General features: G+C 67.7%; 14 protein-coding genes. 10 read left to right on the plus strand and 4 right to left on the minus strand.

Annotated elements, in window-relative coordinates; genetic code table 11:
• Positions 1 to 3 precede the first annotated feature (3 nt).
• A complete protein-coding gene (locus AC3FNH_RS06480) occupies positions 4 to 927 on the minus strand; it encodes an aldo/keto reductase (RefSeq protein WP_488719435.1) in 924 nt (307 codons plus the stop codon).
• Between the two features lie 319 nt (positions 928 to 1246).
• Between AC3FNH_RS06480 and AC3FNH_RS06485 the strand changes: the two genes are divergently transcribed.
• The 10 genes from AC3FNH_RS06485 (at position 1247) to AC3FNH_RS06530 (ending at position 10648) form a co-directional block, all read left to right on the plus strand.
• Positions 1247 to 2110 carry a branched-chain amino acid ABC transporter permease gene (locus AC3FNH_RS06485; RefSeq protein ID WP_488719436.1) on the plus strand — a complete coding sequence of 288 codons (864 nt, stop codon included), beginning with the start codon at positions 1247 to 1249 and terminating at the stop codon, positions 2108 to 2110.
• Complete coding sequence (locus AC3FNH_RS06490) at positions 2107 to 3165, plus strand: branched-chain amino acid ABC transporter permease (RefSeq protein ID WP_488719437.1); 1059 nt, start codon at positions 2107 to 2109, stop codon at positions 3163 to 3165. Before AC3FNH_RS06485 ends, AC3FNH_RS06490 begins: the two co-directional genes overlap by 4 nt.
• Entirely contained in the window at positions 3162 to 3914 is a 753-nt protein-coding gene (locus tag AC3FNH_RS06495; protein WP_488719438.1) for an ABC transporter ATP-binding protein, read from the plus strand. The genes AC3FNH_RS06490 and AC3FNH_RS06495 overlap by 4 nt, the downstream gene beginning before the upstream one ends.
• Positions 3907 to 4608: an ABC transporter ATP-binding protein gene (locus AC3FNH_RS06500; protein WP_276101311.1), complete on the plus strand. Its 702-nt coding sequence runs from the start codon at positions 3907 to 3909 to the stop codon at positions 4606 to 4608. The genes AC3FNH_RS06495 and AC3FNH_RS06500 overlap by 8 nt, the downstream gene beginning before the upstream one ends.
• Before the next feature lie 170 nt (positions 4609 to 4778).
• Positions 4779 to 5408: a CDP-alcohol phosphatidyltransferase family protein gene (locus AC3FNH_RS06505; RefSeq protein WP_276101312.1), complete on the plus strand. Its 630-nt coding sequence runs from the start codon at positions 4779 to 4781 to the stop codon at positions 5406 to 5408.
• An 18-nt stretch (positions 5409 to 5426) separates the two neighbouring features.
• On the plus strand, positions 5427 to 7202 hold the full coding sequence (locus tag AC3FNH_RS06510) for a bifunctional alpha/beta hydrolase/class I SAM-dependent methyltransferase (protein WP_488719439.1): 1776 nt from the start codon (positions 5427 to 5429) through the stop codon (positions 7200 to 7202).
• Entirely contained in the window at positions 7202 to 8602 is a 1401-nt protein-coding gene (locus AC3FNH_RS06515; RefSeq protein WP_488719440.1) for a phosphatase PAP2/dual specificity phosphatase family protein, read from the plus strand. Before AC3FNH_RS06510 ends, AC3FNH_RS06515 begins: the two co-directional genes overlap by 1 nt.
• A complete protein-coding gene (locus tag AC3FNH_RS06520) occupies positions 8592 to 9044 on the plus strand; it encodes a hypothetical protein (protein ID WP_488719441.1) in 453 nt (150 codons plus the stop codon). The genes AC3FNH_RS06515 and AC3FNH_RS06520 overlap by 11 nt, the downstream gene beginning before the upstream one ends.
• 7 nt (positions 9045 to 9051) lie before the next feature.
• Positions 9052 to 9687: a lysophospholipid acyltransferase family protein gene (locus AC3FNH_RS06525; RefSeq protein WP_488719442.1), complete on the plus strand. Its 636-nt coding sequence runs from the start codon at positions 9052 to 9054 to the stop codon at positions 9685 to 9687.
• 4 nt (positions 9688 to 9691) lie between these two features.
• A complete protein-coding gene (locus tag AC3FNH_RS06530) occupies positions 9692 to 10648 on the plus strand; it encodes a phosphatidate cytidylyltransferase (protein ID WP_488719443.1) in 957 nt (318 codons plus the stop codon).
• A gap of 34 nt (positions 10649 to 10682) precedes the next feature.
• Here AC3FNH_RS06530 and AC3FNH_RS06535 read toward each other — a convergent pair whose 3' ends face one another.
• The 3 genes from AC3FNH_RS06535 to AC3FNH_RS06545 all read right to left on the minus strand — a co-directional run bounded on the left by AC3FNH_RS06535 (position 10683) and on the right by AC3FNH_RS06545 (position 13874).
• The gene (locus AC3FNH_RS06535) at positions 10683 to 11858 is read right to left on the minus strand and encodes an ABC transporter substrate-binding protein (RefSeq protein ID WP_488719444.1); all 1176 of its coding nucleotides are present in this window, start codon (positions 11856 to 11858) and stop codon (positions 10683 to 10685) included.
• Between the two features lie 120 nt (positions 11859 to 11978).
• A complete protein-coding gene (locus AC3FNH_RS06540) occupies positions 11979 to 13340 on the minus strand; it encodes a GntP family permease (RefSeq protein WP_488719445.1) in 1362 nt (453 codons plus the stop codon).
• Between the two features lie 141 nt (positions 13341 to 13481).
• A complete protein-coding gene (locus AC3FNH_RS06545) occupies positions 13482 to 13874 on the minus strand; it encodes a RidA family protein (protein WP_488719446.1) in 393 nt (130 codons plus the stop codon).
• Positions 13875 to 13884: the final 10 nt, after the last annotated feature.

The raw sequence follows: 13884 nt of genomic DNA on the forward strand, positions 1-13884 counted from the left end.
CGGCTACGCGAGCAGCGCCGCGATCCGCTCGCGCTGGCCGGCATCCGGCATGCGTCCGAGTCCGGCGCCGAGGTTGTCCGCCATGTTCCTGGGCTTGGACGTGGCGGGAATGGCCGCGGTCACGGCCGGATGGCTGACCACGAACTTCAGGAAGAGCTGGCCCCACGAACTGCAGTCGATCTCCCCCGCCCAGGGAGGCAGTGGCCTGTCCTTGACCGCGCGGAACAGGCGCCCGTCCTGGAACGGCCGGTTGACCAGGACCGCCACGCCGCGCCACTGGCACAGCGGCAGCAGCGTACGCTCGGCGCCGCGCTCCGCAATCGAATAATTGATCTGCACGAAATCGACGCGCTCGCTGCGCACGATCTGCGCGACGGTCTCCTGGGCGTCGTCGCGATAGTGGGTGATGCCGAGGTAGCGGATCTTGCCCTGTTCCCGGAGTCCGCGCATCCAGCGCAGGTTGTCGCGCCAGTCGATGAGGTTGTGGACCTGCAGCAGGTCCACCTTGTCGGTGTGCAGGTCGGCCAGCGAGCGTGCCCACTGCGCCTGGGCCGGTGCGCCGGCGGGGGCGGACACCTTGGTGGCCAGGAAGACCTTGCCGCGCGCGCCGGCGCTGCGCAGCAGGTCGCCGGTCACGGCTTCCGCGCTGCCGTAGCTCGGTGCCGTGTCGATGACCGAGCCCTGGTTCTGCAGCAACAGGCCCATGACCTCGGCCAGTGGCGCGCGTTCATCCGCACCGGTGCCGACGTTGAAGGTGTCGGCCGTGCCCATGCCGATCACGGGCAGGGCCTCGGTGGTGCCAGGGATGGTCCGCCGAAGGGGTGCCGCTACCGTGGCTGCCGCGGCGATGCCGGCGGCAGCCACGAAGCGGGGTGCGGCGGCGAGTCCGGCGGCAATCGCAAGAAATGAGCGGCGGTCGATCGACATGGGCGGATTTCCAGGCGGAAGGCACGGGTTGACCTTAGTCCCCTGCGATTGCCTTGTAAAGCATTCGGCCGGATTGGCCGGATTCCTGCCCGCACCCCACCGCGGGTGGGGCCGGATTGCAAAAAGTGCGCACAGCCGCAACAATCCGCCCGATAAAGTGCTGCTGCCGCAACGGCGGCAGCTTGGTTGGGATTGACTCCGTCATCCTCGAAGCTGTACCCAGGCGCATGCCGAAGCGGGCATCCGTGCCCGGGGTGCCGGAGCCAGGCCAGGGCCTTTCCTTGAATGCAGCGTTCCCGCACCGGGAGTACCGACCACGATGACGCGTCTACTGGGCGTGCTGTTTGACGGCCTGGCCTACGGCAGCCTGCTGTTCCTGATCAGCGTCGGCCTGTCGGTCACCATGGGGCTGATGAACTTCGTCAACCTCGCGCATGGCGCCTTTGCCATGCTGGGGGGGTATGTCGCCGTGGTGCTGATGAGCCGGGCAGGCGTACCCTTTCTGCTGGCGCTGCCGGCGGCATTCGCGGGCGCGGCGGCGGTGGGGTGGGTGCTCGAACGCATGCTGTACCGTCGCCTCTACCAGGCCAGCCACCTGGACCAGGTGCTGTTTTCCATCGGCCTTACCTTCATGGCAATGGCTGGGGCCAACTACCTGTTCGGCCCGGGCCAGCAGCCCGTGGAACTGCCCGGGACGCTGCGCGGCCAGGTGCGCGTGGGCGGACTGGAGCTGGGCGCGTACCGGCTGTTCCTGATCGGCGTGGTGGTGGTCGTGACGGCAGCGCTTGGCTGGCTGGTGGCGCGCACGCGTTTTGGCGCGCAGGTGCGGGCCGCGGTGGACAACCAGCAGGCCGCGCGCGGCCTCGGCATCAACGTAGGGCGCGTGTTCAGTCTGACGTTCGCGCTCGGCTCCGGCCTGGCAGGACTGGGCGGCGGGCTTGGCGTGGATGTCCTGGGACTGGACCCGGCGTTCCCGCTCAAGTACATGGTGTACTTCCTGCTCGTGGTCGCCGTGGGCGGGGCGGGGTCGATCCGGGGCCCGCTGCTCGCGGCGATGGTGCTCGGTGTCGTGGACGTGGCCGGCAAGTACTACGTGCCGGCGGTCGGCGCCTTTGTCATCTACGCGATGATGGTGCTGCTGCTGGTCCTGTTTCCCGCCGGACTGTACGGGAGGCGCGCATGAAGCTGCTGATGCGTGCGCTGCGCCCGGCCGCAGCTTCCCGCGAGACCGCTGGCTCCCCGGCGCCTGCGCGGCGAAAGCTGCCAGACGGGCACTGGCACCCGGCCGAATTCATATTCTGGCTGCTGCCCGTGGTGGCCTTCTTTGCCTTGCCCGACTATCTGATCCTCGGCAGCCAGATCCTGATTACCGGGCTCTTCGCGTTGTCGCTGGACCTGATCCTCGGTTATGCGGGCATCGTCTCGCTGGGCCACGCGGCATTCTTCGGCCTTGGCGCCTATACCGCGGGGCTGCTCGCGGCGCATGGCTGGGGCGAGCCGTTCAGCGGCCTGCTCGCCGCCGCGGCGATTGCGGGCGTAGCTGGCTGGCTCTGCAGTTTCCTGGTGGTGCGCGGCGGTGACCTGACGCGCCTGATGGTGACGCTGGGCATCGGCCTGATGCTGTTCGAGGCGGCCAACAAGGCCGCTTTCGTGACGGGCGGCGTGGACGGCCTGTCCGGCGTGGTCATGGACCGCCTGTTCGGTGTCTTCGAGTTCGACCTGTCCGGCAGGACTGCCTACGTGTACAGCCTGGCGGTGATGTTCGTGCTGTTCCTGCTGCTGCGGCGCCTGACGCAATCGCCCTTTGGCCTGTCGCTGCGCGGCGTGCGCGAAGGCGTGCGGCGCATGCCGGCGCTGGGCGCGGATGTGCCGCGACGGCTACGTACCGTGTTCACGCTGTCGGCGGCGATTGCCGGTGTGGCCGGGGCGCTGCTGGCCCAGACCACGCAGTTTGTCGGCATGGATATGCTGGGCTTTCCGCGTTCGGCCGAGTTGCTGGTCATGCTGGTGCTCGGCGGCGCCGGGCGGCTGTATGGCGCGCTGGCTGGCGCGGCGCTGTTCATGATTGCCCAGGATGTACTCGCCGGCATCAACCCGGTGTACTGGCAGTTCTGGATTGGCTTGATGCTGGTGGTGATGGTGCTGTTCGCGAAAGGAGGCCTCATGGGGGCGGTCGATGCGGCGCGCGCCTGGCTGGCCGCGCGTGCGGGGCGGCAGCCCGAAGGCGGTGCGCCATGACTGGCTTGTTGCGGACCGAAGGCCTGTCGCGCCATTGGGGGGCGTTCGTGGCGAACAGCGAACTCTCGCTCAGCTTCGCGCCCGGCGCCCGCCATGCGCTGATCGGCCCGAACGGCGCGGGCAAGACCACGTTCATCAACCTGCTGACGGGAGCCCTGGCGCCCACCTCGGGGCGTATCTGGCTTGGCGGGCAGGACATCACGCGGCTGCCCCAGCATGCGCGCGTGCGCCTTGGCATGACGCGGACATTCCAGATCAATACGCTGTTCCCGGGGCTGACGGTGCTCGAATCGGTAGTGCTGGCCGTGGCCGAGCGCACCGGGGAGGCGCACATGTGGTCGCGTACGGTGGCGTCGCAGCGCGCGCTGGTGGACGAGGCGATGGCGGTGCTGTCCAGCCTGGGGCTGGACGGCGAGGCGGATGTGGAGACGCGCCGGCTGCCGTATGGCAAGCAGCGCCTGCTGGAAATCGCGCTGGCGCTGGCGGCGCGGCCGTCGATCCTGCTGCTGGACGAACCCGCGGCGGGCATTCCGTCGGCGCAAAGCGCCGAGCTCTTTGAAGTCATTGCCGCGTTGCCGCGCGAGATGACGATCGTGTTCATCGAGCATGACATGGACCTGGTGTTCCGCTTTGCCGAACGCATCACGGTGCTGGTCGGCGGCAAGGTGCTCACCGAAGGCACGCCGGCCGAGATCGCCGCCGATCCGCGCGTGCAAGAGGTCTACCTTGGGGAGGCGGCGCATGGCTGAGTTGCTGCGCGTGGAAGCGCTGAGCGCGGGCTATGGCGACGCCGTGGTCATCGACGGCATCGACCTGGCGCTGGAAAGCGGGGACAGCCTGGCGCTGCTGGGCCGCAACGGCGTGGGCAAGACCACGCTGCTCGCCACGCTGATGGGTTTCACGCGCGTGCACCGGGGCACGCTGCGCTGGCAAGGGCGCGACCTGGCGTGCCTCCCGCCTCACCAGCGCGCCCAGGCCGGCATTGGCTGGGTGCCGCAGGAGCGATGGGTGTTTCCGTCGCTGACGGTGGAAGAGAACCTGAGCGCCGTGTCCCGGCCGGGGCACTGGACGCTCGCGCGCGTCTACGCGCTGTTTCCCCGCCTGCAGGAGCGGCGGCGCAACCTCGGCAACCAGCTGTCGGGCGGCGAGCAGCAGATGCTGGCCATTGCGCGCGCGCTGATGCTCAATCCCGCCTTGCTGCTGCTGGATGAACCCATGGAGGGCCTGGCCCCGATCATCGTGCAGGAACTCCAGCGCGTGATCGGCAAGCTGATCGGGCAGGGCGGGATGGCGGTGATCGTGGTCGAACAGCACGCGCGGCTGGCGCTGGCCATGACACGGCGGGCCATGGTGCTCGACCGGGGCCGGGTGGCCCATGCATCCGACAGCGCGGGCCTGCTGGCGGACAAAGGGTGCCTGGATCGCCTGATGGGCGTAGGGTAGGCACTTTCCGGCGGGATGGCCCGGGCCGGCTGCCGGCATAAATGTAGCGAGGCAGTCACGATGGTTTGCGGAAACCCGAACTCCCGCTATGCTCCGCAGTCTGTGCCGGCAAGCTCACGTTCAGCGCCCCTGCAAGTCCGTGACGCGCGGCAGATCACCCGAGACCGAACATGACGCTTTACCAGATCAAACCGAAGTTCCAGGCTTTGCTGCGGCCCACCGTGGAGCGGCTTGCGGCGTCGGGCGTGACCGCCAACCAGGTCACCCTGGCGGCGGCGGCCGGTTCGTTCGTCGTCGGCGCGCTGACGGGCGGGCTGGCCTGGCTGCCCGGCGTGTTCCTGCTGATGCCGCTGTGGCTGTTCGCGCGGATGGCGCTGAACGCGATCGACGGCATGCTCGCGCGCGAACACGGGCAGCAAAGCGTGCTGGGCGCGTACCTGAACGAGCTGGGCGACATCGTATCGGACCTGGCGCTGACCATCCCCTTCGCCTGGGCCATGCCGTCGTCGGGCGGCGAGGTCATCCTGTTCGCCATCCTGGCCGTGGTGGCCGAATGCGCCGGACTGATCGGGCCGCTGGCGGGCGCCAGCCGGCGCTATGACGGCCCGCTCGGCAAGAGCGACCGTGCGCTGGTCCTTGGCGCGCTTGGATTATGGGTGGGCTGCGGCCTGGGCCTCGGTCCCTACGGGCACTGGTTCTGGATCCTGCTGTCGCTGCTGTCCGTGGCGACCATCATCAATCGCGTACGTCACGGCGTGCAGGAGGCTCGCGAGAGCCAGGCCCGCCGCCCGGCGGTCTAACCTGTGGAGACGCACCGCGTGGAACGAACTCCGATCGAATCGCGCTTTGCCACCCATGACGGGCAGGAACTGTTCTACCGGCACTGGCCGGCCGCGAGCGGCGCGCCGCGCGGGGCCGTGCTCCTGTTCCATCGCGGGCACGAGCATTCCGGCCGCGTCGCGCACCTGGTGGATGAACTGAACCTGCCGGACCATGACTTCTTTGCCTGGGACGCGCGCGGCCACGGACGATCGCCGGGCGAGCGCGGCTACAGCCCCGGGCTGGCCTGTTCGGTGCGCGACATCCAGACCTTTGTCGAGCACATCGAGGCCGCGCACGGCATTGGCGTGGAGCGCATGGCCGTGGTGGCGCAGAGCGTCGGCGCGGTACTGGTGGCGACCTGGGTGCACGACTACGCGCCACGCATCCGGTGCCTGGTAGCGGCTTCTCCGGCGTTCAAGGTCAAGCTTTATGTGCCGTTCGCGCGGCCGGGCCTGAAGCTGATGCAGCGGCTGCGCGGCAAGTTCTTCGTCAACAGCTACGTCAAGGCGAAGTTCCTCACGCACGATCCGCAGCGCGTGGCCAGCTACGACGCCGATCCGCTGATCACGCGGCCGATCGCCGTCAACATGCTGCTCGACCTCTACGACGCCGGCGAGCGCGTCGTGGCCGATGCCGGCGCCATCACCGTACCCACGCAGCTGCTGATTTCCGGCGCGGACTGGGTCGTGCATCGCGGCCCGCAGGATGCGTTCTTCGACCGCCTGGGCTCGCGCGTGAAGGAGCGCATCGTCCTCGACGGCTTCTACCACGATACGCTCGGCGAGCGTGACCGCGCATCCGCCGTGGCGGCGGCGCGGAACTTCATCGTTCGCGAATTCGACGCACCGTCCGAGCCCGTGTCATGGCTTGAGGCTGACCGCCGCGGGCCCTTCAAGGAAGAGTCCGACCGGCTGGCCGCGCCGCTGGCGGCGGCAAGCCCGGCCGGCATCTACTGGGGGACCGTGCGCGCCGGCTTGCGGTTGGGCGGCATGCTGTCCGAAGGCGTGCGCCTGGGTCACCAGACCGGCTTCGACTCCGGCTCGACGCTGGACTATGTCTATCGCAACCAGGCGACGGGCCGCTTCGGCATTGGCCAGGTTGTGGACCGCAACTACCTGGACGCCATCGGCTGGCGCGGCATCCGGCAGCGCAAGCTGCATGTGGAAGAACTGATTGGCGAGGCGATTCACCGCCTGCAGGCCGCGGGTGCCCCGGTGCACATCGTCGACATCGCCGCCGGCCACGGGCGCTACGTGCTGGAGGCCCTGACTTCGCAGCGCGGCAGCATCGACGGCAACGCCGTGGAGAGCATCCTGCTGCGCGACTACAGCGACATCAATGTCGAGCAGGGACGAAACCTGATCCGCCGCAAGGGGCTCGATCCGATTGCGCGCTTCGAGAAGGGCGATGCGTTCGATGCCGACAGTCTCGCCGCGCTGGACCCGGCGCCAACGCTGGCCATCGTCTCCGGCCTGTACGAGCTGTTCGGCGACAACGAGATGGTCGGCAGGTCGCTGCGCGGGCTGGCGCAGGCCGTGCGGCCGGGCGGTTATCTCGTCTATACGGGGCAGCCGTGGCATCCCCAGCTCGAGTTCATCGCGCGGGCGCTGACCAGCCACCGTGCGGGTTCGGCGTGGGTGATGCGCCGCCGCTCGCAGGCCGAGATGGACGAACTTGTCCGCCATGCCGGCTTTGAAAAGCTCGCCCAGCGCATCGATCCGTGGGGCATCTTCACGGTCAGCCTGGCACGAAGGAAAGGCGAGGGGCGCTGATGCAGCGCGACAGCGCATCGTATGGTCCCGCCGCGCTGGATCGGAACCCGGTGCCAGCGCCGGGCCGGCCGTGGCGCCTGGCAGCGGGTTTGCTCGCCGGCATGGGGGTGCTGTTCTTCTCTAGCTACGGCCTGGCCAACTGGCTGGCCAGCCAGCGCGCCGAGGTACCGTATTTCCACTTCGGCTGGGAGCGCGGGATTCCGTTCGTGCCGTGGACCATCGTGCCGTACTGGTCGATCGACTTACTCTATGGCATTTCGTTCTTCCTCTGGTCGACGCGCGCCGACCTGCTGAGCCACGCGAAGCGCCTGCTCGCGGCCCAACTCGTCTCGGTGGCATGCTTTGTCGCGTTTCCGCTGCGCTTTGCCTTTGCGCGCCCCGAAGCCGACGGGTTGCCAGGGCAGCTTTTCACGTTGCTCGGCGGCTTTGACAAGCCCTTCAACCAGGCGCCGTCGCTGCATATCAGCCTGCTCGTGATCCTCTGGGTTGCCTATGCCGCGCACCTGCGTGGCGGCTGGCGCTGGCTGCTGCATCTCTGGTTTGCGCTGATCGGCGTGTCGGTCCTGACGACCTACCAGCACCACTTCATCGACATCCCGACCGGTTGGCTGGCCGGGTGGCTATGCGTATTCGCGTTTCCGCGGGAGCCAGCCGCGGCGGCCGGCTCGCCTGACGCCGGGCTTGCGCGCCGCTATGGGCTGGCGGCGGCGCTGCTGGCGCTGGCCTCGGTGGCGGCATTGAGCGTGTCGGTTGTGGCAAGTTTCCTGCTTGTGTGGGCGGCCATCGCGCTGGGCTGCGTGGCCATGATCTACCGTGCCGGCAAGCCGGCGGCATTCCAGAAGCGCGCGGACGGTACCCTCCCCATGTCGGCCTGGTGGGTGCTGTGGCCCTACGTGCTGGGCGCCTTCGCCAACTCGCGCTGGTGGACCCGGCGCCAGCCTGCCGTCAGCCGGCTGGCCGATGGCGTGTGGATCGGCCGTCTGCCTGGCGAAGCGGAGCTGCGCGATTCGGGGGCCGATGCCGTGCTCGACCTGACTGCGGAACTGCCGCGGCTGGTGACCGGCGTCGCTTACCGCTGCGTGCCCGTGCTGGACCTGACCGTGCCATCGCAGGCGCAATTGCAGGCCGGCGTCGAGATCATCGAGCGCTGGCGGCTGCAAGGGTGCACGGTGCTGGTCAGCTGCGCCCTTGGCTACTCGCGCAGTGCGCTGGTCGCGGCGGCCTGGCTGGGCGCGCACGCGCGCCTGCGTGATCCGCAGCAAGTGCTGGCCCGGTTGCGCCAAAGCCGTCCCGCCGTGGTGCTGGGCCCGCAGAGCGTTGCGGCATTGGCGCATTTCCTGCAAACCAACTCAGCCGATCCGCGGGATCCCGATACGCAAGGAGCCGCCCATGGTGACTGAAGCCGATCCCCGTCCCGCGTCCGGCAGCGAGGCCTGGGTGGCGCGTATTACTGCTGCCGCCATGCACGCAGCCTCCCGGCTGAATGGCGCGGGCCTGGTCCTGGCCATGGCCAACCTGCTGCTTGCCGGACTGTTCGCGCCCGCTGCGCTGGTCTACCTGGTTCTCGGGCTGGTGGCGGCCCTCATTGGCGTGGCCCAGCTCTGGCTGCTGGTCCGTATCGAGCTGGACCGTCGCTTGTTCGAGGCGCTTGCGGTCGCGGCGGATGCCGCTGATCTGGACGCACTCGACCAAGGGCTGGCCGCCCTCGGCTGGCAGGCGCCCGGGCGTGCGGGCCGCTCGCTGGCGGAGCGCTCGCGCGCGACGCTGCGCTTCCTGAAATTTGCGGGTGTACTGACAGCGGCGCAGTTACTGCTGGCGCTTCTTTTGCTGCTACTGAGATGAGTTCCCCATGACCTGGCCTTCACGACTGGCGGCGCGCGCCATCATCCTGTTCGCGCAGGCGCTGACCGGCATGCAAGCGCGCTGGAACGGCTGCCTGCCCGCCGCGGTGCAGCGTGTCTACTTTGCCAACCACAGCAGCCATGGCGACTTCGTGCTGATCTGGGGCTGCCTGCCGCCGGACCTGCGCGCGGCGACGCGGCCCGTGGCCGGCGCGGACTATTGGGAAGCGTCGCCGGTGCGGCGCTTCATCGGGTGCGATGTCTTTCGTGCGCTGCTGATCGACCGCACCGGCGGGCGCGACGGCACCGCCCCTGACCCGGTGGCCCAGATGGAGCAGGCGCTGCGTGCCGGCGCCTCGCTGATCATCTTCCCTGAAGGCACGCGCAATGCCACTGACGAGCGGCTGCTGCCGTTCAAGAGCGGCGTGTTCCATCTGGCGCGGGCGTGCCCGGACATCGAGTTCGTGCCGGTGTGGATCGACAATCTCAACCGTGTGATGCCGAAGGGCGAGGTCATCCCCGTGCCGCTGCTGTGCACCGTAACCTTCGGCACGCCGCTGCGGCTGCAGCCCGAAGAAGCGAAAGAATCGTTCTTGTCCCGCTGCCGGCAGCAACTGCTCGCGCTGGCGCCGGCGCTGGAGTAAAGCCATGTCTAGTATCCAGGTTATCCACGAAACCCGCGTGCTGTTTGGCGGCGTGCTGTGCGTGCTGTTGCTGGCCTCGCTCGTGACCGCGCTGCTGCGCTGGCGCGTGGCGGGCGGCGCGCCCCACGCGGTTATCGACAACCTCGCGGCCCGGGTGTCGGCATGGTGGTGGATGGTGGCCATCCTCGGCATTGCCTTCGCCATGGGGCGCACGGCGATCATCGTCCTGTTCTGCCTGCTTTCGTTCTACGCGCTGCGAGAGTTCATTACGATCACCACGACCCGGCGCGGCGACCATCGCGCCATCGTGGCCGCATTCTTCGTCTTCCTGCCGTGCCAGTACCTGCTCGTCTACATCAGCTGGTACGGGCTGTTCTCGATCTTCATTCCGGTCTATGCGTTCCTGATCCTGCCGATCCTCTCGGCGCTGTCTTCGGAAACCACGCGCTTTCTCGAACGCTGCGCGGGCGTGCAGTGGGCGGTGATGATCTGCGTGTTCTGCATCTCGCACGTCCCGGCGCTGCTCACGCTGCCGATTCCGGGCTACGAGGATCGCAACCTGCTGCTGATTGCATTCCTGGTGATCGTCGTGCAGGGCAGCGACGTCCTCCAGTATGTGTGGGGCAAGCTGCTCGGCAAGCGCAAGATCGCGCCGTTGCTGTCGCCGTCGAAGACCGTCGAAGGCTTTGTGGGCGGCGTCGCCAGCGCGACGGCGCTGGGGGCATCGCTTTGGTGGATCACGCCTTACGGTTCACCGTGGAAGGCCGGTGCGATCGCACTGGTGATCGCCCTGATGGGGTTCCTGGGCGGCCTGGTCATGTCGGCGATCAAGCGCGACCGCGGTATCAAGGACTGGGGCCACATGATCGAGGGCCACGGCGGCATGCTGGACCGCCTGGACTCGGTGGTATTCGCCGCCCCGGTTTTCTTTCATCTCACGCGCTACTGGTGGGTGCCCTGAGCGGCGCGAACGCGGAAGCAGGGCGGCGAGGGCCTTACTTGCCTGAGTCCTTCACGTCGGCAAACTTGTCGAACTCGATGTTGTACAGCTCGCTGCCACGCTTCTCCACCTTGCGGATGTAGACGGTCTGGACGACGTCCCGCGTGGCCGGGTCGATCATGATCGGCCCGCGCGGGCTCATGATCTTCATGCCCTTGAGCGCGCCCAGGATCTTGTCGCCATCGGTCGCGCCGTTGGTCTGCTTCAGTGCCTCGTAGATGGCAGCCATGCCGTCATAGGCCGCGACAGCCATGAAGTTCGGGCGGCCCGCGCCGGGATTCGCAGCGGAATAGGCGCTCAGGAAAGCCTTGTTCTCGCGCGAGTCGTGCGCCATCGAATAGTGGAACGAGGTGATCACGCCCAGCGTCGCGTCGCCCATGGCGGGCAGCACGTGGTCATCGGTCAGGTCGCCGGTGGCGATCACGCGGATGCCGGCCTCGGCCAGCCCGCGCTCGCGGAAGCCCTTCATGAAGGCCACGCCCTGTTCGCCGGCGGGCAGGAACAGGAATACCGCCTCAGGCTTCGCGTCCTTGATGCGCTGGATGAACGGTGCGAACTCCGGGTTGCGCAGCGGCACGCGGATGGACTCGATCACCTGTCCGCCGCCACCGATGAAGTTGGTCTTGAACGCGGTCTCCGCATCGATGCCGGGCGCGTAATCGGCGACCAGCGTGACCACCTTGCGCACATTGTTCTTCACGGCCCAGGTGGCCATGGGCGCGGAAATCTGCGGCAGCGTCATCGACACGCGCACAATATAGTTCGACTTGGTGGTGATGACCGACGAGGCCGCGTTGAAGATCACCATCGGCTTCTTCGCCTGTTCGGCAACCGGTGCAACCGCCAGGGCCTCCGGCGTGAGGCCGAAGCCGGCCAGGATGTCGACCTTGTCGCGCACCACCAGCTCCTGCGCCAGGCGCTTGGCCACGTCGGGCACCGGTCCCGTGGTGTCCTTCATGATGACCTGCACCTTGCGGCCCGCCACGGTATCGCCATGAAGCGACTGGTAGGCCTTCACGCCGGCTTCCATCTGCTTGCCGTAATCGGCGAAGCTGCCGGAAAAGGGCGCGATCAGGCCGATCCTGACGGGGTCGGCGGCCTGCGCCGCGGTCGACAGCAGGGCGAGGGCGCCGCAGGCCAGGATGGCGCGCTGCAACAGCGTGAAGGTCATGGAGGGTCTCCTCGATAGGACGTGTGCGGCACTCGCGGCCGCATCAAGGAGGGAGTGTAGGAGGGCGCCCGGACCAAGGCAATCCCGATTGACACGGGTGCCCTGGCCCGGTTCAGACGGTCAGACGACGGTGGCGAGCGCCAGGGTCAGCAGCAGGGCGACCACCGAGATGAGGGTCTCGCAGACCGACCAGGTCTTGAAGGTCTGGGTCACGGTCATGTTGAAGTACTCCTTGACCAGCCAGAAGCCGCCGTCGTTCACGTGCGACAGGATCAGCGAGCCGGCGCCGGTGGTCAGCACCAGCAGTTCGGGGCGAGTTCCCGGCACGTTGGCGGCGATCGGGGCGACGATGCCGGCGGCGGTGGTCATGGCCACGGTGGCCGAACCGGTGGCGATGCGGATCATCACGGCCACCAGCCAGCCCAGCAGCAGCACCGAAACGTGGGCGTTGGTGGCCACGTCGACGATGGCATTGGACACGCCCGAGTCGCGCAGGATGCGGCCGAAGCCACCACCCGCGCCAACCACCAGCGTGATGATGGCCGTAGGCGCCACGCACTCGTTGGTGAACTTGAGAATCGCCTCGCGGTTGAAGCCGCGTGCCTTGCCGAAGGTGTAGAAGCTCACCAGAGCGGCGATCAACAGCGCCATCACCGAGTTGCCGATCAGCTTGAGGAAATCGTTGGCGAAGGTCTTGGGCGTGGTGAACAGGTCGGCCCAGCTGCCGATCAGCATCAGGATCACGGGCAGCAGGATGGTGAACACCGTAATGCCGAAGCCGGGCAGCTGGTGCGAGGCCTTGACGCCTTCGTCTTCCTCGGTGAACTGAGTGGCAAGCGGGTTGACGTCGGGCAGCTTGACGTAGCGGTCCATCAGCTTGGCGAACAGCGGGCCGGCAATAGCCGCGGTCGGGATGCCCACGATCAGCGCGTACATGATGGTCTTGCCGATATCCGCGCCGTATGCCGTCACGGCCAGGAGAGCGGCCGGGTGCGGCGGGATCAGGCCGTGGACGACCGACAGGCCGGCCACCATCGGGATGCCGACCAGCACCATCGACGTGCCGGTGCGCTTGGCCACGTTGAAGGCAATCGGGATCAGCAGCACGAAGCCGACTTCGAAGAAGACCGGCAGGCCGACGATAAAGGCGATGGTGACCATCGCCCAGTGCACGTTTTTCTCGCCGAAGAAATCGATCAGCGTGGTCGCGATGCGCTCGGCGCCGCCGGACTCGGCCATCATCTTGCCGAGCATGGTGCCCAGGCCGATCACCAGCGCGATATGGCCGAGGGTGCCGCCAACGCCGGCCTCGAATGACTTGATGATGTCGCCCATCGGCATGCCCACGGCAAAGCCGAGCAGGACCGAGACGACGACCAGGGTGATGAAGGGGTTGAGCTTGAAGCGCGCGATCAGCACGACCAGGGCGATCACGGCGATCAGCGCGTACACCAACAGTGTGGTTCCGGTGACGGCACCCATGTTGTCTCCTCTTGTGGAAAGAAAGGCCGCTTTTGGCGGCAAGGTTTGTAGTTCAGTTCATGTCCCGCCCGGGTCGCGGGCGGGGGCAAATACAGTCAGGCAATCCGCTGACAGTCGGCTGACAAGCAGCAGGCGATCGGCTCAGGCCGCCGGCCTCTTGTAGGCAATGCAGTCCACTTCGACCTTGCAGTCCACCACCATGCTGGACTGCACGCAGGCACGGGCGGGCGGGTTGGCGCCGAAGTATTCCTTGAAGATCTTGTTGAACGAGGCGAAGTCGCGCGCATCGTCCAGCCAGACGCCGCAGCGCACCACGTGCTCGGGACCGTAGCCGGCCTCGGCCAGGATGGCCAGCACGTTCTTGATGGCCTGGTGGGTCTGCGCGACGATGCCGCCGTCGACCAGTTCGCCGTTGACCATCGGCACCTGGCCGGAAACGTAGAGCCAGCCGTCGGCCGCCACCGCGCGGGCAAACGGCATGTGCTGGCCGCCCTGGCCGGTGCCGCCTTCTACGCCGAATCGCTTGATATCCATGAATACTCCT

The organism is Cupriavidus sp. 22TCCZM01-5 (assembly GCF_057798915.1).

Bases quoted from the DNA above. Each gene is read 5' to 3' on its own strand.
- AC3FNH_RS06480 (WP_488719435.1), bottom strand. From the start codon at position 927: ATGTCGATCGACCGCCGCTCATTTCTTGCGATTGCCGCCGGACTCGCC.
- AC3FNH_RS06485 (WP_488719436.1), top strand. From the start codon at position 1,247: ATGACGCGTCTACTGGGCGTGCTGTTTGACGGCCTGGCCTACGGCAGC.
- AC3FNH_RS06490 (WP_488719437.1), top strand. From the start codon at position 2,107: ATGAAGCTGCTGATGCGTGCGCTGCGCCCGGCCGCAGCTTCCCGCGAG.
- AC3FNH_RS06495 (WP_488719438.1), top strand. From the start codon at position 3,162: ATGACTGGCTTGTTGCGGACCGAAGGCCTGTCGCGCCATTGGGGGGCG.
- AC3FNH_RS06500 (WP_276101311.1), top strand. From the start codon at position 3,907: ATGGCTGAGTTGCTGCGCGTGGAAGCGCTGAGCGCGGGCTATGGCGAC.
- AC3FNH_RS06505 (WP_276101312.1), top strand. From the start codon at position 4,779: ATGACGCTTTACCAGATCAAACCGAAGTTCCAGGCTTTGCTGCGGCCC.
- AC3FNH_RS06515 (WP_488719440.1), top strand. From the start codon at position 7,202: ATGCAGCGCGACAGCGCATCGTATGGTCCCGCCGCGCTGGATCGGAAC.
- AC3FNH_RS06520 (WP_488719441.1), top strand. From the start codon at position 8,592: ATGGTGACTGAAGCCGATCCCCGTCCCGCGTCCGGCAGCGAGGCCTGG.
- AC3FNH_RS06525 (WP_488719442.1), top strand. From the start codon at position 9,052: ATGACCTGGCCTTCACGACTGGCGGCGCGCGCCATCATCCTGTTCGCG.
- AC3FNH_RS06530 (WP_488719443.1), top strand. From the start codon at position 9,692: ATGTCTAGTATCCAGGTTATCCACGAAACCCGCGTGCTGTTTGGCGGC.
- AC3FNH_RS06535 (WP_488719444.1), bottom strand. From the start codon at position 11,858: ATGACCTTCACGCTGTTGCAGCGCGCCATCCTGGCCTGCGGCGCCCTC.
- AC3FNH_RS06540 (WP_488719445.1), bottom strand. From the start codon at position 13,340: ATGGGTGCCGTCACCGGAACCACACTGTTGGTGTACGCGCTGATCGCC.
- AC3FNH_RS06545 (WP_488719446.1), bottom strand. From the start codon at position 13,874: ATGGATATCAAGCGATTCGGCGTAGAAGGCGGCACCGGCCAGGGCGGC.